Below are 20147 nucleotides of genomic sequence, written 5' to 3' on the forward strand. Positions count from 1 at the left end.
GTGTCCGACGACCTCTTCACCCTCGGCGGCACCGTGTTCGGCTCGCGGCTGATCATGGGAACGGGCGGGGCGCCCAGCCTGGATGTGCTGGAGCGCTCGCTGACCGCCTCCGGCACCGAGCTGACCACCGTCGCGATGCGCCGGCTGGACCCGACCGTGCAGGGCTCCGTGCTCTCCGTCCTGGAGCGGCTCTCCATCCGGGTGCTGCCGAACACCGCGGGCTGCTTCACGGCCGGCGAGGCCGTGCTCACCGCCCGCCTCGCCCGCGAGGCGCTCGGCACCGACTGGGTCAAGCTGGAGGTGGTGGCCGACGAGCGCACCCTGCTGCCGGACCCCGTCGAGCTGCTGGACGCGGCGGAGACGCTGGTGGACGACGGCTTCACCGTGCTGCCCTACACGAACGACGACCCGGTGCTGGCCCGGAAGCTGGAGGACGTGGGGTGCGCGGCGGTCATGCCGCTCGGCTCCCCCATCGGCTCCGGTCTGGGCATCCGCAATCCGCACAACTTCCAGCTGATCGTCGAGCAGGCGCGGGTGCCGGTGATCCTGGACGCGGGCGCCGGCACCGCGTCGGACGCGGCGCTCGCCATGGAGCTGGGGTGTGCGGCCGTGATGCTGGCGTCCGCGGTGACCCGGGCCCAGGAACCCGAGCTGATGGCCGCCGCGATGCGCCATGCGGTGGAGGGCGGGCGGCTCGCGTACCGGGCGGGACGCATCCCGCGCCGGCACTTCGCGGAGGCGTCGTCACCGGCGGCGGGGCGTGCGGTGCTGGATCCGGAGCGCCCGGCGTTCTGAGCCGGGGGCCCGGCCGGTGCGTGAGGCGGATCTCATGGACCGGTCGCGGCACCCCCGGGGCCCGGGCCACGCCCCGGTCGGTGACGGCGGATCGCATGTCCCTGTCACGGCTCGGCTGCAGTACGGCCCCGGGATCGCCCCGGCCAGTCGGCCGTGTCCGCGGTGGCTCGTAGACTCGGCTGCGTGGATACGACCCTCCAGGACCCTCTCGTCGGGCAGCTGCTCGACGGCCGCTACCGCGTCGATGCCCGCATCGCCGTGGGCGGCATGGCCACGGTCTACCGGGCCATGGACACCCGGCTCGACCGGGTGCTCGCCCTCAAGGTGATGCATCCGGCGCTCGCGACCGACGCCTCGTTCGTCGAGCGCTTCATCCGCGAGGCCAAGTCGGTGGCCCGGCTGGCGCACCCCAACGTGGTCGCGGTCTTCGACCAGGGCGCGCAGGAGCAGTACGTCTACCTCGCGATGGAGTACGTCGCCGGCTGCACGCTGCGCGACGTGCTGCGCGAGCGGGGCGCCCTTCAGCCGCGGGCTGCGCTGGACATCCTGGAGCCGGTCCTCGCCGCGCTGGGCGCCGCCCACCGGGCGGGTTTCATCCACCGGGACATGAAGCCGGAGAACGTGCTGATCGGCGACGACGGCCGGGTCAAGGTCGCCGACTTCGGCCTGGTCCGGGCGGTCGGCTCGGTCACGGACACCACCGGCACCATCCTGGGCACGGTCTCCTATCTCGCCCCCGAGCAGATCGAGCACGGCACCACGGACACCCGCGCCGATGTGTACGCCTGCGGCGTCGTGCTGTACGAGATGCTCACGGGCGCCAAGCCGCACACCGGGGACTCCCCCGCGCAGGTCATCTACCAGCATCTCAACGAGGGCGTCCCGGCTCCCTCGGCCGTCGTCCCCGGACTCGCGCCCGGGCTCGACCACCTGGTGGCGAGCGCCACCGCCCGTGACCCCGAGGCCCGTCCGTTCGACGCGGTGGCGCTGCTCGCCGAGTCCCGCGTGGTCCGGTCCGGCCTGACCGACGCCCAGCTGGACGCGGTGCCGCCGCAGGCCGTGGCCGAGGTGCACGACGACGCCGAGGACCGTACCCGGGTGATCCCCCGGGTGCTGCCGCCCGGCCAGGGCACCGCGCACCACACCAGCCGGCTGGAGATGCCCCCGCCGCTGCCCCCGCAGCCGCCGGCCCGGCCGGGCCGGCGCGGGGCGCCGCGGCGCGGCGTCATCGCGGTGGTCCTGGCCCTGCTGCTGGTCCTGGGGGTCGGCGGTGGCGTCTGGTACATCAACGTCGGACAGTTCACCCGGGTCCCCTCCCTGCTGGGCCAGAGCCAGAAGGCGGCCGAGGGACGGCTCTCGGACGCCGGTCTGGAGCTGAAGGGCGTCCGGCGGGCCTACAGCGACACCGTCGACCGCGGTCAGGTGATCAGCAGCGACCCGAAGTCGGGTGCCAAGATCCGGGGCAACGGCTCGGTCGCGCTCGTCGTCTCGCGCGGGCCCGAGATCGTCCAGGTCCCCGACGTCGCGGGCATCGAGCTGTCCGACGCCAAGCGGCGGCTGGAGAAGGCGGGCCTGGCGCCCGGCATGATCACCAAGGAGTTCAGCGAGGACGCGGCGGCCGGTGAGGTGGTGCGTACGGACCCGGAGGCGGGCGCCGAGCGCCACCCGGACACCGCGGTCGCGATCGTGGTCTCCAAGGGCAGCCCGGTCGATGTCCCCGACGTCACCGGCGAGTCGGCCGACGACGCCACGGCGGAGCTGGAGGACGCCGGCCTCAAGGTCGTCGTCGCACCGGGCCGGGTCAGCTCCCCGGAGGACGAGGGCAACGTCGCCCGCCAGTCGGTCCCCGAGGGCACCGAGGCCGCCGAGGGCGACACCGTCACCCTGACCGTGTCCAGCGGCCCGCGGATGATCGACGTCCCGGACGTCACCGGCAAGGACGTCGACGACGCCCGCGGCGAGCTGGAGGACGCGGGCTTCGAGGTCAAGGTCGACCGCCCGTTCCTCTCATTCAGCGACACCATCGCGAGCCAGTCCGTGGACGGCGGCGACCGGGCGCCCGAGGGCAGCACCATCACCATCAAGACCAAGGGGCTCTAGATCACCATGCGCAACCCTGTCGGCGGTCACGTCCCGGTGGCCGGCGGCCTCGCCAAGGTCGGGCTCCCCTACGCCCGCGGGATGGGCGCGGAGGCCGTCCAGGTCTTCGTCGCCAATCCGCGCGGCTGGGCGACCCCGGCCGGGAATCCGGCGCAGGACGAACAGTTCCGCACCGAGTGCGCCGCCGAGTCGATACCGGCGTACGTCCACGCCCCGTATCTGATCAACTTCGGCTCGCACACCCCGGCGACCGTCGAGAAGTCCGTGGAGTCGCTGCGCCACTCGCTGCGCCGGGCCCGCGAGATCGGCGCCCTGGGCGTCGTGGTGCACACCGGTTCGGCGACCAACGGCCGGCCGCGCGAGGAGGCGCTGGCCCAGGTGCGCACCCACATGCGGCCGCTGCTGGACGAGCTGACGCACGACGACGACCCGTTCCTGCTGCTGGAGTCGACCGCGGGCCAGGGTTTCTCGCTCTGCTCACGGACCTGGGACTTCGGACCGTACTTCGACGCGCTCGACGCCCACCCGAAGCTCGGCATCTGCCTCGACACCTGCCACATCTTCGCGGCGGGCCACGATCTGGCCGGGCCGGGCGGCATGAAGGAGACGCTGGACCTGCTGGTGGAGACGGTCGGCGAGGGCCGGCTGAAGCTGATCCACGCCAATGACTCCAAGGACGTGGCCGGGGCCCACAAGGACCGGCACGAGAACATCGGCGCGGGCCACATCGGCGAGGAGCCGTTCCGGGAGCTGTTCTCGCACCCGGCCACCGAGGGGGTGCCGCTGGTCATCGAGACCCCCGGCGGCACGGCGGGGCACGCGGCGGACGTGGCCCGGCTGAAGGAGCTGCGCGGGCGGGACTGACCGGGCGGACACCCGTTGAGGAATACCCCAGGGGGGTATACGGTTCCTGTGGTCGACAGGAACCGCTCCTCGGCATTGGGGGAACACCATGCAGGACCACGCAGAGCACGGGCAGCACACCGGTCACGCGGGCCACGGTGAGCACGGGGCCGGCGGCACGAGCTGGGCGACGGCCGCCCGGGCGACCCTCCACTGCCTCACGGGATGCGCCATCGGCGAGGTCCTCGGCATGGTGATCGGCACGGCGTTGGGCTGGGGCAACGTACCGACGATGGTCCTGGCGATCATCCTGGCGTTCTTCTTCGGCTACACGCTGACCCTGCGGTCCGTCCTGAGGTCGGGCATCGACTTCGGGACCGCGTTCCGGATCGCCCTCGCGGCCGACACGCTCTCCATCGCGGTGATGGAGCTGATCGACAACGGGGTGATCGTCCTGTGGCCCGGCGCCATGGACGCGATGCTCTCGGACGTCCTGTTCTGGGGAGCGCTCGCGATCTCGCTCGCCGTCGCGTTCGTCGTCACCACACCGGTGAACAAGTGGATGATCGGCCGCGGGAAGGGTCACGCGGTGGTGCACCGCTACCACCACTGAGCGAGCGCGGCAGGAGGTGCGGGGTCAGAGCTCGGGGCCGTCCCCGGGCTCCTCCTGGTAGGAGTAACGCTGCTCCCGCCAGGGATCGCCGATGTTGTGGTAGCCGCGCTCCTCCCAGAAACCCCGGCGGTCGGCGGTCATGTACTCGATGCCCCGGACCCACTTGGGGCCCTTCCAGGCGTACAGGTGCGGCACGAGGAGGCGGAGCGGGAAACCGTGTTCGGCGGTGAGCAGTTCGCCGCCCTTGTGGGTGGCGAACAGGGTCCGCCCTGAGGTGAAGTCGTCCAGCCGGAGGTTCGAGCTGAAGCCGTACTCCGCCCAGACCATCACATGGGTGACCTGGGGGGCGGGCGGTGCGAGAGCCACGACGTCACGGGCGAGCACCCCGCCCCATTCGGCGCCGAGCATGCTGAATTTGGTCACGCAGTGAAGATCGGCGACGACCGAGGAGAAAGGCAGTGCGGAGAATTCCTGATGGTTCCAGCAGTGCTTCTCGCCGTCGGCGGTGGCACCGAAGACCCGGAACTCCCAGCGGTCGGGCTTGAACTTGGGCACCGGACCGTAATGGGTAACCGGCCAGCCGCGCTGCAGCCGCTGTCCCGGCGGAAGCTCGGACTGCTCTGATGCGCGGTGTTCCCGGCTTTCCGGCTGACCCATGACTCCATGGTGACAGACAGGCAGGGGTGGTCATGACCAGGGCAGAGGCGATTCGGGCAACTCATACTAAGCGTGCACTTACTGGACGACCACCGGGTGCGATGCGAGGATGCGGCCAACTTGCCCAGTTCACCGGTTGGAAGGAGCCTCTGCGATGCAGGGCGACCCCGAGGTCCTCGAGTTCCTGAACGAACAGCTGACCGCCGAATTGACTGCCATCAATCAATATTTTCTGCACGCGAAGATGCAGGACAACTTCGGCTGGACGAAGCTCGCGAAGTACACACGCGCCGAGTCCTTCGACGAGATGAAGCATGCCGAGATCCTGACCGACCGCATTCTCTTCCTCGACGGGCTGCCGAACTACCAGCGCCTTTTCCATGTACGGGTGGGCCAGACGGTCACCGAGATGTTCCAGGCGGACCGCCAGGTCGAGGTGGAGGCGATCGACCGCCTCAAGCGCGGCATCGAGCTGATGCGCACCAAGGGCGACATCACGTCCGCGAACATCTTCGAGTCGATCCTGGCGGACGAAGAGCACCACATCGACTATCTCGACACCCAGCTGGAACTGGTCGAGAAGCTCGGCGAGCCGCTCTACATCGCGCAGCTGATTGAGCAGCCGGAGAGCTGACCGGAGCCGGGCGGCGTCAGGCGGCGTCGGGAAGCGACAGCGACGCGGGAACGGGGCCGGTGCCGGTGGCGACGACCTGATCGGCATCGGGAACGGCGCCGGCCGTGAGACGGTCCGCGGTGCCCGGCGTCCGCTTCTGGTCCAGCAGATCACGACGCGGGCAGGCGCCGCGGCCGAGCATCGCCTGGATGGTGCGGACACAGCCGCCGCAGTCGGTCCCCGCCTTGCAGGCGGAGGCTATCTGGCGGGGCGTGCAGGCGCCCGCTTCCGCATGCTTCTTGACCTGCTGCTCCGTAACGCCGAAGCACGAGCAGACGTACATGCGGTTCACCTCCCGGCGGGATGGATCGTGGCTGCCGCCCCTTAATCGGTGAGGCTAACCTAACCTTACCCGCCACTCAAGGCCCGCAAAAGCCCCGGAACGCACTGTGGGGCACGGATCACATCGATCCGTGCCCCACAGTCGTACGTGTGCCACCTGCCGTGATGGCTACTGGTCCCGGTACATCTCGGCGACCAGGAACGCGAGGTCCAGCGACTGGCTGCGGTTGAGCCGCGGGTCGCAGGCGGTCTCGTAGCGCTGGTGGAGATCGTCCACGAAGATCTCGTGGCCGCCGCCCACGCACTCGGTGACGTCGTCACCGGTGAGCTCGACGTGGATGCCGCCCGGGTGCGTGCCGAGGCCCTTGTGCACCTCGAAGAAGCCCTTGACCTCGTCCAGGACGTCGTCGAAGCGGCGGGTCTTGTGGCCGGACGCGGCCTCGAAGGTGTTGCCGTGCATCGGGTCGGTCACCCAGGCCACCGTCGCGCCGGACGCGGTGACCTTCTCGACCAGCTCGGGGAGCTTGTCGCGGACCTTGTCGGCGCCCATCCGGACGATGAAGGTCAGCCGGCCGGGCTCGCGCTCGGGGTCGAGGCGCTCGATGTAGCCGAGGGCCTCGTCGACGGTGGTCGTCGGGCCGAGCTTGATGCCGATGGGGTTGCGGATCTTCGAGGCGAACTCGATGTGCGCGCCGTCCATCTGGCGGGTGCGCTCACCGATCCACACCATGTGGCCCGAGGTGTCGTAGAGCTGGCCGGTGCGCGAGTCGGTGCGGGTGAGCGCCGACTCGTAGTCCAGCAGCAGGCCCTCGTGCGAGGAGTAGAACTCGACGGCCTTGAACTCGGCCGGGTCCGTGCCGCACGCCTTCATGAAGTTCAGCGCGTTGTCGATCTCGCGGGCCAGGGCCTCGTAGCGCTGGCCGGACGGGGACGACTTCACGAAGTCCTGGTTCCAGGCGTGCACCTGGCGCAGGTCGGCGTAACCGCCGGTGGTGAAGGCGCGGACGAGGTTCAGCGTGGAAGCGGATGCGTGGTACATCTGCTTCAGCCGGTCCGGGTCCGGGATGCGGTCGGCCTCGGTGAAGGCGAAGCCGTTGACGGAGTCGCCGCGGTAGGTCGGCAGCGTCACGCCGTCGCGGGTCTCGGTCGACTTGGAGCGCGGCTTGGAGTACTGACCGGCGATCCGGCCCACCTTGACGACGGGCACGGAGGCCGCGTAGGTGAGGACGGCGCTCATCTGGAGCAGCGTCTTCAGCTTGGCGCGGATGTGCTCGGCCGACACGGCGTCGAAGGCCTCGGCGCAGTCACCGCCCTGCAGCAGGAACGCCTCGCCCTTGGCGACGGCTCCCATGCGGGCGCGCAGCTGGTCGCACTCGCCGGCGAAGACGAGCGGCGGATACGACGCGAGGTCCGCGAGTACATCGCGCAGGGCCTCGGAGTCGGGGTACTCGGGCTGCTGCGCCGCGGGAAGGTCTCGCCAGGTGTTGCCACCGGCGACGGAGGTATTGGCGTTCACGGTCACGCCTCCACATTACGGGGTCGCGTCCACCGTTTTTCCGGGTGCTCAACGGATGAGACGGTCCCCGGCCCTGCCAGTGACGAGGACCACAACAGGGCCTGCTAGCCTCACGTCTTTCTGAATTGAACAAGTGGACCACAGGGGTGGGGCTTTGAAGCGGAATCACCGCAGGGACCTCAGGAAGAGACGACTGCTGTACGGGGTGGGGGCGGCGGTCGTGGCGACCGCCACGATCGGCACCCTGGCCATGGCCTCGCAGGACACCACCACCGCGGACGGCAAGCAGGTGTCCGCGACGGGTGCGCTGCAGAAGCAGTTCGCGGACGCGGCGTCCGAGTTCGACGTCCCGCAGAGCGTGCTGATGGCGGTCTCGTACCGGCAGACGCTGTGGGAGAGCCACGACGGCGAGCCGAGCACGAGCGGCGCGTACAACGTGATGGGGCTGACCAGTGTGTCGCCCGACGACGTCGAGCAGCCGGACGACAAGGCACGTCTGGCGCACATGAACATGAGCGGCCGGCCGGAGTTCGAGAAGACCTTCGACGCCGCCAAGGCGCTGCGCAGCCTGCCGAAGAAGACCGTGGACACCGACGACCCGCGGCTGCACACCCTGGACGAGGCCGCCGGTCTCATCGACTCCGGCACGGACGCGGTCCGCAACGACACCGAGGAGAGCATCCGCGCGGGGGCGGCGCTGCTCGCCGAGTACCAGCGGGATGCGACGGACTCGCTGCCGGACGACGCGGCCCACTGGTATCCCGCGGTGGCGCGCTTCAGCCAGTCGCCGGACAAGAAGGGCGCCGACCTCTTCGCGAAGCGCGTCTTCGAGTCGATCAGGACGGGTGAGCAGGCGCTCACCCAGGACGGCCAGCAGGTCACGCTTCCCGCCGACCCCTCGGTCGAGCCGGTCAAGCCGTCGAACGTGCCGCTCGCCGCGACCTTCGCGAGCACCGCCGCGGTCCCGACGCCCGAATGCCCGGCCGGTCTGAACTGCAACTTCGTTCCCTCGAAGACGTCGAGCACGGGCAAGCGCAGTTACACGCCCGCCGTGCGGCCCGCGCAGGGCGTCGACATCCGGCAGATCGTGATCCACGACACCGAGGGCGACTACGCAACCTCGCTCAACACGCTCACGAGCCCGGACTCGGCCGTGAGCGCGAACTACCTCGTCCGCGCCTCGGACGGTCTGGTCACCCAGCTGGTCGAGAACAAGAACCTGGCGTGGCACGCGGGCAACTGGACCCTGAACATGCACACCATCGGGGTGGAGCACGAGGGCTACGCCATCAAGGCGGGCAGCTGGTACAGCGAGTCGCAGTACGAGTCCACCTCGGCCCTGGTGAAGTTCCTGGCGGACAAGTACGGCATCCCGCTGGACCGCGAGCACATCATCGGACACGACGATGTGCCCGTACAGCTCGACCGGAACAGCTCAGACACCCACTGGGACCCGGGACCGTTCTGGGACTGGAACCACTTCATGGACCTGATGGGCGCTCCGACGGGCGCCGGTGGCGCCGGCGGTCCCGTCAAGGCGGGTCAGCTGGTCCGTGTGGTGCCGCCGTTCACCACGGCCAACCAGCCCAAGCTGACGGTCGGCACCAAGGCGGTCACCACGCAGCCGGCCAACTTCGGCTACCTCTACACCTCGCCGTCGACGACCGCGACCACGCTGAGCGACCCGTACTTCTCGGCGCTCTGGAGCGAGGGCTCGAACTGGTCCAACAAGGTCCGCGCAGGCGGCACCTACGTCGTCGCCGAGGCGAAGACCGACTGGACGGCGATCTGGTACGGCGGGAAGAAGGGCTGGTTCCACAACCCCGGCGGCCAGTACACCGTGCCGCTCGCGTCCGCCCCCCGCCTGGTGAAGGCCAAGGCAGGTGTGACGGTCCGGATCTACGGACGCTCCTACCCGGAGACCGCCGCCTACACCGCCGCGGGCCTGGAGGCTCCGACGGACAACCCGGACTACCTGACCAAGTACACGCTCCCCGCCGGCCAGGCGTACGCGCAGGCGGGCCCGGAGGTGAAGGGCGACGACTGGTTCGGCTCCGCCCAGAAGAACGTCGTGGGCACCACCGGCTACCTTCCGATCCGCTACAACCACCGCATGGCGTGGGTGAAGGCGAGCGACGTCACGACCGGCACCAGTGTCGCCCCGGACGCCGGCACCAACCGGTACAACATCCTGGGCCGCGACTCCGCCGGTGTGCTCTGGCAGTACCAGGGCACCGGCAGCGCCACCACGCCGTTCTACGGCCGCTACCGGGTGGGTCCGGGCTGGCAGGGCTACAACGCCCTCACGGCGATGACCGCGCTGCGGGCCGACGGCACGGGCGACATGGTGGCCCGGGACACGAGCGGCTACCTCTGGTACTACCGGGGCGGCAGCAGCCCGAGCAAGCCGTTCATGACCCGGCTGAAGGTCGGCGGCGGCTGGGGTGTCTACAACGGCATGTGGGGCGCCCGCGATCTGAACGGTGACGGCAGGGCCGACTTGATCGCCCGCGACGCGTCCAACGTCCTCTGGTTCTACCAGGGCACCGGCGACCCGGCGAAGCCCTTCGCGACGAAGGCACGGGTCGGCGGCGGCTGGGGGGTCTACAACACCCTGGTCCCCACCGGTGACCTGACCGCGGACGGCAAGGCGGACCTGGTGGCCCGGGACAAGGACGGGGTGCTGTGGCTCTACAGGGGCACCGGCGACCCGGCCGCGCCGTACGCCGCGCGCAGCCAGGTCGGCAAGGGCTGGGGGGTCTTCAAGGACCTCCTCGGTCCGAGCGACCTGAACCGTGACGGCATCCCGGACCTGATCGCCCGGGACAGCGCGGGCGTGCTCTGGTACTACCGGTCCACGGGTGACCTGGCGAAGCCGTTCGCGCCGATGGCGAAGGTCGGCGGCGGCTGGGGCATCTACAACACGCTGGTCTGATCCTCGTCGGATCAGGCCGGTGAAGGGGTCCGGTCCGCCCGCTGGGCGGATCGGGCCCCTTCGTGCGTCGTGATGGGTTAGGGTTCGGGCATGTTCGCGCACTCGACCCGTAATTGGTGGTGGACCGCTCATCCGGCGGCCCACTGATCGCGCGTACACACCGACGCAGAGGCCGCCCGAGGGGCGGCCTTTTCCGTGTTGACGGGCCGTTCCTCCCAGCTGATTCACGTTGATTCCAGTGGAAGGAACACCACCGATGGCACCGCACGCGATCATCTCCAGACTCCTGGGCGACGACTGCCCGCCGTTCGCCCTGCTGCGCAGGCGCACCCCCGGTCACGACCACGACACCGTCGAGGTGCTGATCGGCCGGGTCCGGGAGGTGGACCGGCTCGCCGGGATCCCGGTGGGCGAGGCGCCCGCGCTCGCCCTGGTGCCGTTCCGGCAGATCGCCGAGCGCGGCTTCGACGTCCGCGACGACGGCACTCCGCTGTCCGTGCTCCTCGCGGACGAGACGTACACGATGACGCTCGACGAGGCGCTGGAGCTGCTCCCCCGCCATGCGGTGCGGGTCGAGGACGGTGCGTTCGACGTGTCCGACGAGGAGTACGCGGGGACGGTGCGGCGGGTCATCGAGGACGAGATCGGCCGTGGCGAGGGCGCGAACTTCGTCATCCGGCGCACCTTCCGCGGTGAGATCCCGGGGTTCGGCCGGGCGGACGCGCTGGCGTTGTTCCGGCGGCTGCTGGCCGGTGAGCGGGGCGCCTACTGGACGTTCGTCGTGCACACCGGGGACAGGACGCTTGTGGGGGCCAGCCCCGAGGTGCACGTCCGGATGTCCGGCGGGACGGTCGTGATGAACCCGATCAGCGGAACGTACCGCTACCCCGCCGAGGGGCCGACCGCCGAGAACCTGCTGGCCTTCCTCGGTGACCGCAAGGAGACCGAGGAGCTCTCCATGGTGGTCGACGAGGAGCTCAAGATGATGTGCACCGTCGGCGACATGGGCGGGGTGGTGATCGGTCCGCGGCTCAAGGAGATGGCCCATCTCGCGCACACGGAGTACGAGTTGCGCGGGCGTTCCTCGCTGGATGTGCGGGAGGTGCTGAAGGAGACCATGTTCGCGGCGACGGTCACCGGCTCCCCCGTGCAGAACGCCTGCCGGGTGATCGAGCGGTACGAGTCCGGCGGGCGCGGCTACTACGCGGGCGCGCTGGCGCTCCTGCGACGGGCCCCCGACGGCACGCAGACGCTGGACTCGCCGATCCTGATCCGGACCGCCGACATCTCGGCCGCCGGGGAGCTGCGGGTACCGGTCGGGGCGACGCTGGTGCGCCACTCGGACCCGGAGAGCGAGGTCGCCGAGACCCATGCGAAGGCGGCCGGTGTGCTGGCCGCGCTGGGTGTGCGGCCGGGCCGGCCGAAGGCCGAGGGGGCGCGACCGCGGCTGGCCGACGACCCGCGGGTGCGGGCGGCCCTGGATGCCAGGCGGGACGGGCTGGCGCCCTTCTGGCTGCGGATGCAGGAGCGCACCGACACGCTGTCCGGCCATGCGCTGGTGATCGACGGCGAGGACACGTTCACCTCGATGCTGGGGCATCTGCTGCGCGCATCGGGCCTCGACGTGTCGGTGCGCCGCTACGACGAGCCGGGGCTGCGCGAGACCGTCCGGGCGCACGAGGGGCCCGTCGTGCTGGGCCCGGGGCCGGGCGATCCGGGCGACCGGACCGATCCGAAGATGGTCCTGCTGCGCGCGCTGGCCGCGGAGCTCGTCCGGGACCACCGGCACGGGCTGCTCGGGGTGTGCCTGGGCCATGAGCTGATCGCGGCGGAGCTGGGGCTGGAGATCGTCCGCAAGACCGTGCCGTACCAGGGCGCGCAGACCCGGATCGACCTGTTCGGACGCCCGGAGACCGTCGGCTTCTACAACAGCTTCACCGCGCGCTGCGACGAGGCGGCCGTCACCGAGCTGTCGGCGCACGGGATCGCGACGAGCCTGGACCCGGCGACCGGGGAGCTGCACGCGCTGCGCGGGCCCGGCTTCGCGTCGGTGCAGTTCCATCCGGAGTCGGTGCTGACGCTGCGCGGGGCGGCGATCGTCGGCGAGCTGCTGGCGGAGCTGCCGGTGCGCGGCTGAACCCGCCCGGGTCCGGGCCCTGGCGTCGTCAGGGCCCGGACGGGGGCGGTACCAGGACGTTGTCGCTGCGTCGGCCCGCCAGGTAGTCGTCGACGTTCTGGACGGTGGCGCCGATGATCTGGCCCAGCGCGTCCTCGGTGTAGTACGCCTGGTGCGAGGTGACGAGCACGTTGGGGAAGGTGACGAGCCGGGCCAGGGTGTCGTCGTCGACGCCCTCCAGGGACTTGTCGAGGAAGAAGAGCCCGGCCTCCGCCTCGTACACGTCGAGTCCGACGCCCAGGAACCGGCCCGCCCGCAACTCCCCGACCAGGGCGGCGGTGTCGATGAGTCCGCCGCGGCTGGAGTTGATCAGGATCGCGTCGTCCCTCATGCGTGCCAGGGCGTCCCTGCCGATGATGTGGTGGGTCGAGGGCAGCAGCGGGACGTGCAGGCTGATCAGGTCGGACTCGGCGAGGAGCTGCTCCTTGTCGACGTACCGCATGCCGAGCTCGGTGCAGGCCGGGTTCTCGGCGACGTCCCAGCCGAGCAGATTCATGCCGAAGCCGTGGGCGATCCGGGTGAAGGCCTCGCCGATCTTGCCGGTGCCGATGACGCCGGCGGTGCGGCCGTGCATGTCCCGGCCGAGGAGCCCGTCGAGGCGGAAGTCGAAGTCCCGGGTGCGGGTGGTGGCGCGGACGACGCGGCGGTTGACCGCCATGGCGAGCGTCCAGGCGAATTCGGCGACGGAGTAGGGCGAGTACCAGGAGACCCGGGCGACCCGCAGGGCGAGGCGTTCGGCGACGTCCAGGTCGATGTTGTTGAAGCCGGTGGAGCGCTGGGCGATCATCTGGGTGCCGCCGGCGGCGAGGGACTGCAGGACCTTGCCGCCCAGGTCGGCGTTGACGCTGGTGGAGATGATCTCGTAGCCCGCCGCGATGGGTGCGGTGTCCTGGTTGAGGAAGACGTCCAGACAGCGCACCTCGTGCTTTCCGGCGAAGGCCTTCTCGATCAGCGGCTTCTCGTCGGACTGCACTCCGAATGCCAGGATTTCCACGACGTCTCCGTGACTGGTGCGGGCGAGGTGCGGGGCCCGCCCGCGCGCACCGGCGAGCGCGGGCGGCCCCGCGAGGCCGGTCATCGCGAATATATGTCCGCCGGGCCGGCCGCGCCGCTCAGCCGAAGAAGACCCCCACCTCCGCGTAGAGCGCCGGGTCGACCGTCTTGAGCCGGGCGGTCGCCTCGGCGATCGGCACCCGCACGATGTCCGTGCCGCGCAGGGCGACCATCTTCCCGAAGTCGCCGTCGCGCACCGCGTCTATGGCGTGCAGCCCGAAGCGGGTGGCCAGCCAGCGGTCGAAGGCACTGGGGGTGCCGCCGCGCTGGACATGGCCGAGCACGGTGGTCCTGGCCTCCTTGCCGGTGCGGTTCTCGATCTCCTTGGCCAGCCACTCACCGACACCGGAGAGCCGGACATGGCCGAAGGAGTCGTGCGAGGCGTCCTTGAGGACCAGTTCGCCGTGGGCGGGCATCGCCCCCTCGGCGACCACCACGATCGGCGCGTAGCTCGCCCGGAACCGGGAGGTCACCCAGGCGCAGACCTGGTCGATGTCGAAGCGCTGTTCCGGGATGAGGATGACGTTGGCGCCGCCGGCCAGCCCCGAGTGGAGCGCGATCCAGCCGGCGTGGCGGCCCATCACCTCGACGACGAGGACCCGCATATGGGACTCGGCCGTGGTGTGCAGCCGGTCGATGGCCTCGGTCGCGATGCCGACGGCGGTGTCGAAGCCGAAGGTGTAGTCGGTGGCGGACAGGTCGTTGTCGATGGTCTTGGGCACGCCGACGCAGGGGACGGCGTACGTGTCGGACAGGGTGGCCGCCACCCCGAGGGTGTCCTCGCCGCCGATCGTGACGAGCGCGTCGACCTCGTACTTGGCGAGGGTCTCGCGCACCCGGCGGACACCGTGCTCGGCGTTGAGCGGGTTGGTGCGCGAGGATCCGATGATGGTGCCGCCGCGCGGCAGGATGCCGCGCACCGCCGGGATGGAGAGCGGGACCGTCTCACCCTCCAGCACCCCGCGCCAGCCGTCCCGGAAGCCGATGAAGTCGTAGTCGTACTCCTGCACGCCCTTGCGGACGAGGGCGCGGATGACCGCGTTGAGCCCGGGGCAGTCGCCGCCCCCGGTCAGTACTCCGACCCGCATGGAAGCATCCCTTCGCCGAAGTGAGCTCACTCGGTTCCACGCTGAGACTGCCCGGCACATGAGGGGTGGAAGAAGGAGCGGGGCTGGGTGCGTGCAGCTGCAAGGCGGAGGAGTGAGCCATGGCAGAGCCATGGTGATTGACGACAACGCCGGAGGGGGTCCCCCCTGCTCGAGTGAAGCCGAGAGCTTGGGGGAGTGCGTGCCCAGCCCCGCGACGCCACCCCTCATGTGCCGGTCAGTCTAAGGGTGATCCAGGTCACAGAGGGATGGGTCGGACGGTCAATTCCCGTGCAATGTCCGGGTGTTGATCTCAGACGTCGTCGAGTCCGCGCTCGATGGCGTACCGCACGAGCTCCACCCGGTTGTGCAACTGGAGCTTGCCCAGGGTGTTCTGGACGTGGTTCTGCACGGTGCGGTGCGAGATGACGAGGCGCTCGGCGATCTGCTTGTACGAGAGTCCCTTGGCCACCAGCCGCAGCACCTCGGTCTCCCGGTCGGTGAGCTGCGGGGCCTTCGGCTCGTCCGAGGCGACGGGTGCGGGCTCGGAGGCCAGTCTGCGGTACTCGCCGAGGACGAGCCCGGCGAGACCGGGGGTGAAGACCGGGTCGCCGACGGCGGTGGAGCGGACCGCGTCGGTCAGCTCCCGGGTGCTCGCCGACTTCAGCAGATAGCCGGTGGCACCGGACTTGACCGCCTCCAGGACGTCGGCGTGCTCGCCGCTCGCGGAGAGCACCAGGACCCGCAGTCCCGGCTGCGATCCGACGAGTTCCTTGCAGACCTGGACGCCCGGCATCCCGGGCAGGTTGAGGTCGAGGACCAGGACGTCGGGGGTGACGGCCCCGGCCCGGCGGACGGCCTGCGGGCCGTCGCCCGCCGTCGCCACCACGTCGAAGCCGGACTCGGCGAGGTCGCGGGCGACGGCGTCGCGCCACATCGGGTGGTCGTCGACGACCATCACCCTGATCGGCCGCTGCTGCCCGGCGTTCTCCTCGTGTGCTGCGCTCATCGGACTGAACCCGCCTTACCCCGTGAAACCTTCGGAACCTTCAGTTCGACCTCGGTGCCCTGGCCGGGCACCGAGATCAGTTCTGCCGTGCCGCCCAGATCGCGCAGCCGCCCGCGGATGGAGAGGGCGACGCCGAGGCGGCCCTCGCCCTCGGCCTGGGCGAGCCGCCCGTCCGGGATGCCCGGTCCGTCGTCCCGGACCGTGACGATCACCTCGTCGGGCCAGTCCTCGACCAGGATCCACGCCTGGGCGCTCTCCCCCGCGTGCACCCGGACATTGTCCAGTGCCGCGCTGACGGCGGCCGCCAGTTCGCCGGCCGCCCCGGGCGCGAGCAGCACCGGGGCACCGGGCTCCGCGAAGCTGACCCGGGAGCCGGCGTGCGGGGCGAGCAGGGCGCGCAGATCGGTCTCGGCCGGCACGTCGGCCTCGTCGTCGTCCGTCTCGACGGTCCGTACGACGGCGCCCTCGGCCGCGTCCTCGGAGAGCCGGGTGGGCGGTACCAGGCCGCTGGAGACCAGGGTGCGCAGGGCGACCTCCTGTTCCCCGGCCATCCGGCCCAGCTCGGCCGCCTCGCCGCCGAGCGCCGTGCCGCGGCGCTGCACCATCGCGAGGACCTGGAGCACGCTGTCGTGGATGTCCCGGGCGAGCCGTTCGCGCTCACGGGTGGCCGCCTCGATCTCCAGGGCGCGGGCGAGGGTGCGCTCACTGGCGCGGGCGACCTCGACGACGTACCCGATGGCGATGGAGGCGACCCAGACCAGCAGGACGTTGTGCAGGGTGTCGCGGCTGGGCTCGGCGCGCTCGATCAGGTTGGCGACGGCGACGAAGGTGGAGGCGAAGGCCGCCCACCGCCAGCCGCCCTTGATCGCGAAGGCGAGGACGGAGCCCGCGGTCCAGATGGACGGCAGGGTGGGGCCGTCCATGTGCTGGGCCTGGAAGTCGGCGAGCGGCGTGATGAGGATGCCGGTCAGCGCGAGCGTGAGGTCGGCGCCCAGGAAGCGCTTGGTGCAGGCGACCGCGCCCGCCACCTTCGGCAGGGTGGCGAGCGTCCAGACGGCCATGACCGTCAGGAAGACGACGGCCACCCACGGCCGCTCGTACTTCTCGCGGCCGAAGACCGCGAGCAGGATCGCGTAGAGCATCGTCAGGACGCGGTACGCGGTCAGGGCACGCCACAGCGGCTGCTCGACCGACATCCGCACGACCCGCACCCGTCTGGCCATCTTCTTCTCCCCCCGCCCCGGACTTCCGCGCGCGCTCAGGCGCCGCGGTCCCCGTCCGTCCCCCGCTGCTCGTCCCGGCCGCCGGACGCGGCCTGCTTGGCGGCCTCCGCCTGCCGCTTCGCCTCGTCCGCGAGCTGCCGCTTGGCGGCCGTCGCGTAGATGTCGACGTACTCCTGCCCGGACAGCTTCATGATCTCGTACATCACCTCGTCGGTGACCGAGCGCAGGATGAAGCGGTCGCCCTCCATGCCGTGGTAGCGGCTGAAGTCGAGCGGCTTGCCGATCCTGATCCCCGGGCGCATCAGCTTGGGCATCACCTGCCCGGGCGGCTGGATCTTCTCCGTGTCGATCATCGCGACGGGGATGACCGGCGCGCCGGTGGCGAGCGCCACCCGGGCGAGACCGCCGGGCTTGCCGCGGTACAGGCGGCCGTCGGGCGACCGGGTGCCCTCCGGGTAGATGCCGAAGAGCCCGCCGCTCTCGATGACCTCGATACCGGCCTTGATCGCCGCCTCACCGGCCCCGCGGGCACCGGAGCGGTCCACCGGGAGCTGTCCGACGCCCTTGAAGAAGGCGGCCGTGAGCTTGCCCTTGACCCCGGGCGCGGTGAAGTACTCGGCCTTCGCGATGAAGGTGACCTTGCGGTCCAGGACGGCCGGCAGGAAGAAGGAGTCGGAGAACGACAGATGATTGCTCGCGAGGATCGCGGGTCCTTGCGCGGGAATGTTCTCCAGGCCCTCCACCCACGGCCTGAAGGCGAGCTTCAGAGACCCGCCGATGGAGAACTTCATAGCGCCGTAGATCAACTCGGGTGCCTCCTGTGTGCTGTCCGACAGACCTTAACCCGTGCGGTCGCCCGTGCTCCCCGTGACGGCCCTGGTCGGTGTCGGCCCGGTCGCGTACGGTGAAGTAATCCTTCTGCACTCCCCCCTTCCGCTCCCCTTCGAGCCTCACGAACAGGAGACCCCGGTGCCGGTCCTTCCTGGAGCCGAGCCGTTCCGCCACGAGGGCGGAGAGGTCGGCGTCCTCCTCTGTCACGGATTCACCGGTTCCCCGCAGTCGCTGCGCCCCTGGGCCGACTATCTGGCGGAGCGCGGACACACGGTCTCGCTGCCGCTGCTGCCCGGGCACGGCACCCGCTGGGAGGACATGCAGGTGACCGGCTGGCAGGACTGGTACGCGGAGGTGGACCGGGCGCTGCGGGAGCTGCTGGAGCGGTGCGAGCAGGTCTTCGTCTTCGGCCTCTCCATGGGCGGCGCGCTGGCGCTGCGGCTCGCCGCGAAGCACGGTGACGCGGTCCGGGGTCTGGTGCTGGTCAACCCGGCCAACAAGGTGCACGGACTGTCGGCGTACGCGCTGCCGGTCGCCCGGCACCTGGTGCGGACGACGAAGGGGCTGACGAGCGACATCGCGCTGGCGGGGTCCCACGAGGTGGGCTACGACCGGGTGCCTCTGCACGCGGCGCACTCGGTGCGGAAGTTCTTCCGGCTGGTCGACGCCGAGCTGCCCCAGGTGACCCAGCCGGTCCTGCTGCTGCACAGCCCGCAGGACCATGTGGTGCCGCCCGCCGACACCGCCCGGATCCTGAGCCGGGTGTCCTCGACGGACGTCGCGGAGATCCTGCTGGAACAGAGCTACCACGTCGCGACGTTGGACCACGATGCGGAGCGGATCTTCGACGAGAGCCACTCGTTCATCGGCCGCCTCGCTCCGAGCGTCGGAAAGAAGGGGAGCACGTCCGGTGGCTGAGCACGACGCGGAGCGCGCAGGCAGCGACGAGGAGCGCGAACCCCTCCCCGCCGGGGGAGCGGCCGTTCCCGACGAGGAGGGCGGTGCGCCGGCCCCCGAGGCGGCGGCCGGCCCCTCGGGCGCGGACGGAGAACGCCAGGTCGACGAGGACGCCGTCTGGCAGGCGATCGTCGCCGGGTACGGGGAGGAGCCGCCGGACCCGCCGGGGGCCAGGCCCTTCCGGTCGATCGAGGATCTCGCGCTCCCGGAGGAGGACACCGTCGCCCCGGACCCGGACAAGGGCCTCGGCAAGAGCCGGCCCAAGCCGCCGGAGAAGCCGCTCGGCAGTTCGGTGGTCTTCGCGCCGGGCGTCGGCGGCCCGCGCGACTACGAACCGGCCGAGCCCGCCGCGGGCGACATCGACGACGATGACGACAGCGGCGAGGGGCACTTCGTGCCGCCGGAGCCGCCGCCGTTGCCGGAGGCCGACGTCACGGCGAAGTTCGCCTGGCTCGCGGTGGTCGGCGGTCCGGTGCTGCTGCTGCTCGCGGTGCTGCTCCAGTGGGAGATGACGTGGTGGCTGACGACGGTCTGCGTCGGCGGCTTCCTGGGCGGTTTCGTGACGCTGGTGGCCCGGATGGAACACGACGACGAGGACGGCGACGACCCCGGCCGCGGCGCGGTGGTCTGAGCCGGGACGCTACGGCCGGGCCGCGGGCACCCGCAGCGCGGCCAGCACCGGCAGGTGGTCGGTCGCGGCCAGCAGGTCGGGCGGCCACACCCCGGGCAGTCCCGCCGGGACCCCGCAGCCGAGCACCTCGATGCCACCGGTCGCGAAGACCGCGTCGATCCGCCGCTGCGGTTCGTGCGGCGGAAAGGTGTGCTCGCCGCCCCGGGGACGTACCTCCCAGCAGTCCTGGAGCCGCCCGGCGAGCAGCCGGAAGGCGCGCCCGCTCGGTACGTCGTTGAGGTCACCGGCGACGACGACGTGCTCCACGTCCATCGCGTCCACCGTCTCCAGCAGCCGCTCCGCCTGGGCGAGGCGCTCCTGACGCTGCAGGCTCAGATGGCAGCTCAGCACCCCGATCCGGGTGTCCGCGATCCGGACCACCGCGGTGGCGAAGCCCCTGCGGTGCAGCCCCGGGGTGAGCGGCAGCAGGATGTCCTCGGTGCGCTCCACCGTGGCGCGCAGCGAGCAGAGCAGCAGCGGGCCGGCCGCGGTGGCGCCGCCGCCGAGGATCACCAGATCACTGGCGGCGGCCAGCCGGGCGGCGCGCTTGCGCCAGCGGAAGAAGCGCGGCGCCTCCTGGATGAGGACCAGGTCGGGTGCGCAGGCGCGGATGACGCGGACCAGCGCCGGGAAGTCGTCGCGCATCGAGCGGATGTTGTAGCTGAGCACTCTGACGACGGCCGAGCCGTCCTGCTCGGTACGGGAGTCTGGCAGCGACATCATGGCCAT

General features: G+C 71.0%; 19 protein-coding genes. 10 read left to right on the top strand and 9 right to left on the bottom strand.

All coding sequences use genetic code 11. The annotated features are described in order from the left end of the window. The 4 genes from OG408_RS10940 (at position 1) to OG408_RS10955 (ending at position 4351) form a co-directional block, all read left to right on the top strand. On the top strand, positions 1-795 hold the full coding sequence (locus OG408_RS10940; RefSeq protein WP_266777774.1) for a thiazole synthase: 795 nt from the start codon (positions 1-3) through the stop codon (positions 793-795). Between the two features lie 183 nt (positions 796-978). Continuing rightward, positions 979-2895 carry a Stk1 family PASTA domain-containing Ser/Thr kinase gene (gene pknB, locus OG408_RS10945; RefSeq protein WP_285565311.1) on the top strand — a complete coding sequence of 639 codons (1917 nt, stop codon included), beginning with the start codon at positions 979-981 and terminating at the stop codon, positions 2893-2895. 6 nt (positions 2896-2901) lie between these two features. Next, complete coding sequence (locus OG408_RS10950; protein ID WP_266777778.1) at positions 2902-3759, top strand: deoxyribonuclease IV; 858 nt, start codon at positions 2902-2904, stop codon at positions 3757-3759. An 88-nt stretch (positions 3760-3847) separates the two neighbouring features. Further along, positions 3848-4351, top strand: a complete 504-nt coding sequence (locus tag OG408_RS10955) for a DUF4396 domain-containing protein (RefSeq protein ID WP_266777780.1) — start codon at positions 3848-3850, stop codon at positions 4349-4351. 24 nt (positions 4352-4375) lie between these two features. Here the strand turns inward: OG408_RS10955 and OG408_RS10960 are convergent, their stop codons facing one another. Further along, positions 4376-5008, bottom strand: a complete 633-nt coding sequence (locus OG408_RS10960; protein ID WP_266777782.1) for a sulfite oxidase-like oxidoreductase — start codon at positions 5006-5008, stop codon at positions 4376-4378. Between the two features lie 154 nt (positions 5009-5162). On the opposite strand from OG408_RS10960, the gene bfr reads away from it, so the two are divergent. After that, on the top strand, positions 5163-5642 hold the full coding sequence (gene bfr, locus OG408_RS10965) for a bacterioferritin (RefSeq protein WP_266786094.1): 480 nt from the start codon (positions 5163-5165) through the stop codon (positions 5640-5642). Between the two features lie 16 nt (positions 5643-5658). On the opposite strand, the gene OG408_RS10970 is transcribed toward bfr, so the two are convergent. Together OG408_RS10970 and OG408_RS10975 are read right to left on the bottom strand one after the other, a co-directional pair. Further along, positions 5659-5964, bottom strand: a complete 306-nt coding sequence (locus OG408_RS10970) for a (2Fe-2S)-binding protein (RefSeq protein WP_266777784.1) — start codon at positions 5962-5964, stop codon at positions 5659-5661. Positions 5965-6132: 168 nt separating this feature from the next. Next, the gene (locus OG408_RS10975; RefSeq protein WP_266777786.1) at positions 6133-7485 is read right to left on the bottom strand and encodes a class II 3-deoxy-7-phosphoheptulonate synthase; all 1353 of its coding nucleotides are present in this window, start codon (positions 7483-7485) and stop codon (positions 6133-6135) included. Between the two features lie 148 nt (positions 7486-7633). Here OG408_RS10975 and OG408_RS10980 point away from each other — a divergent pair, with 148 nt between their 5' ends. From OG408_RS10980 to OG408_RS10985, 3 genes are all read left to right on the top strand, one after another. Continuing rightward, positions 7634-10414 (top strand): N-acetylmuramoyl-L-alanine amidase, encoded by a 2781-nt coding sequence (locus OG408_RS10980; RefSeq protein ID WP_285565309.1) that lies wholly within the window; start codon positions 7634-7636, stop codon positions 10412-10414. Positions 10415-10504: 90 nt separating this feature from the next. Next, positions 10505-10561 carry a trp operon leader peptide gene (locus OG408_RS40145; RefSeq protein ID WP_073735655.1) on the top strand — a complete coding sequence of 19 codons (57 nt, stop codon included), beginning with the start codon at positions 10505-10507 and terminating at the stop codon, positions 10559-10561. Positions 10562-10670: 109 nt separating this feature from the next. Further along, positions 10671-12551 carry an anthranilate synthase family protein gene (locus OG408_RS10985; RefSeq protein WP_266777790.1) on the top strand — a complete coding sequence of 627 codons (1881 nt, stop codon included), beginning with the start codon at positions 10671-10673 and terminating at the stop codon, positions 12549-12551. 28 nt (positions 12552-12579) lie between these two features. Here the strand turns inward: OG408_RS10985 and OG408_RS10990 are convergent, their stop codons facing one another. The 5 genes from OG408_RS10990 to OG408_RS11010 all read right to left on the bottom strand — a co-directional run bounded on the left by OG408_RS10990 (position 12580) and on the right by OG408_RS11010 (position 17766). After that, positions 12580-13584 (bottom strand): 2-hydroxyacid dehydrogenase, encoded by a 1005-nt coding sequence (locus OG408_RS10990; protein WP_266786095.1) that lies wholly within the window; start codon positions 13582-13584, stop codon positions 12580-12582. 118 nt (positions 13585-13702) lie between these two features. Further along, entirely contained in the window at positions 13703-14731 is a 1029-nt protein-coding gene (locus tag OG408_RS10995) for a 6-phosphofructokinase (protein WP_266777792.1), read from the bottom strand. Positions 14732-15041: 310 nt separating this feature from the next. Next, on the bottom strand, positions 15042-15737 hold the full coding sequence (locus OG408_RS11000; protein WP_266777794.1) for a response regulator: 696 nt from the start codon (positions 15735-15737) through the stop codon (positions 15042-15044). After that, positions 15734-16960, bottom strand: coding sequence for a MacS family sensor histidine kinase (macS, locus tag OG408_RS11005; protein ID WP_266777796.1), 1227 nt, complete (start codon positions 16958-16960; stop codon positions 15734-15736). Before macS ends, OG408_RS11000 begins: the two co-directional genes overlap by 4 nt. Before the next feature lie 35 nt (positions 16961-16995). Beyond that, complete coding sequence (locus OG408_RS11010; protein WP_266777798.1) at positions 16996-17766, bottom strand: lysophospholipid acyltransferase family protein; 771 nt, start codon at positions 17764-17766, stop codon at positions 16996-16998. Between the two features lie 163 nt (positions 17767-17929). On the opposite strand from OG408_RS11010, the gene OG408_RS11015 reads away from it, so the two are divergent. Both OG408_RS11015 and OG408_RS11020 read left to right on the top strand, forming a co-directional pair. Continuing rightward, complete coding sequence (locus OG408_RS11015; RefSeq protein WP_326669593.1) at positions 17930-18709, top strand: alpha/beta hydrolase; 780 nt, start codon at positions 17930-17932, stop codon at positions 18707-18709. Next, entirely contained in the window at positions 18702-19379 is a 678-nt protein-coding gene (locus OG408_RS11020) for a hypothetical protein (RefSeq protein ID WP_266777802.1), read from the top strand. Before OG408_RS11015 ends, OG408_RS11020 begins: the two co-directional genes overlap by 8 nt. A 9-nt stretch (positions 19380-19388) precedes the next feature. On the opposite strand, the gene OG408_RS11025 is transcribed toward OG408_RS11020, so the two are convergent. After that, entirely contained in the window at positions 19389-20147 is a 759-nt protein-coding gene (locus tag OG408_RS11025) for an endonuclease/exonuclease/phosphatase family protein (protein WP_326669595.1), read from the bottom strand.

This window comes from Streptomyces sp. NBC_01257, assembly GCF_035917255.1.
In the GTDB taxonomy this organism is placed as follows: Bacteria; Actinomycetota; Actinomycetes; order Streptomycetales; family Streptomycetaceae; genus Streptomyces.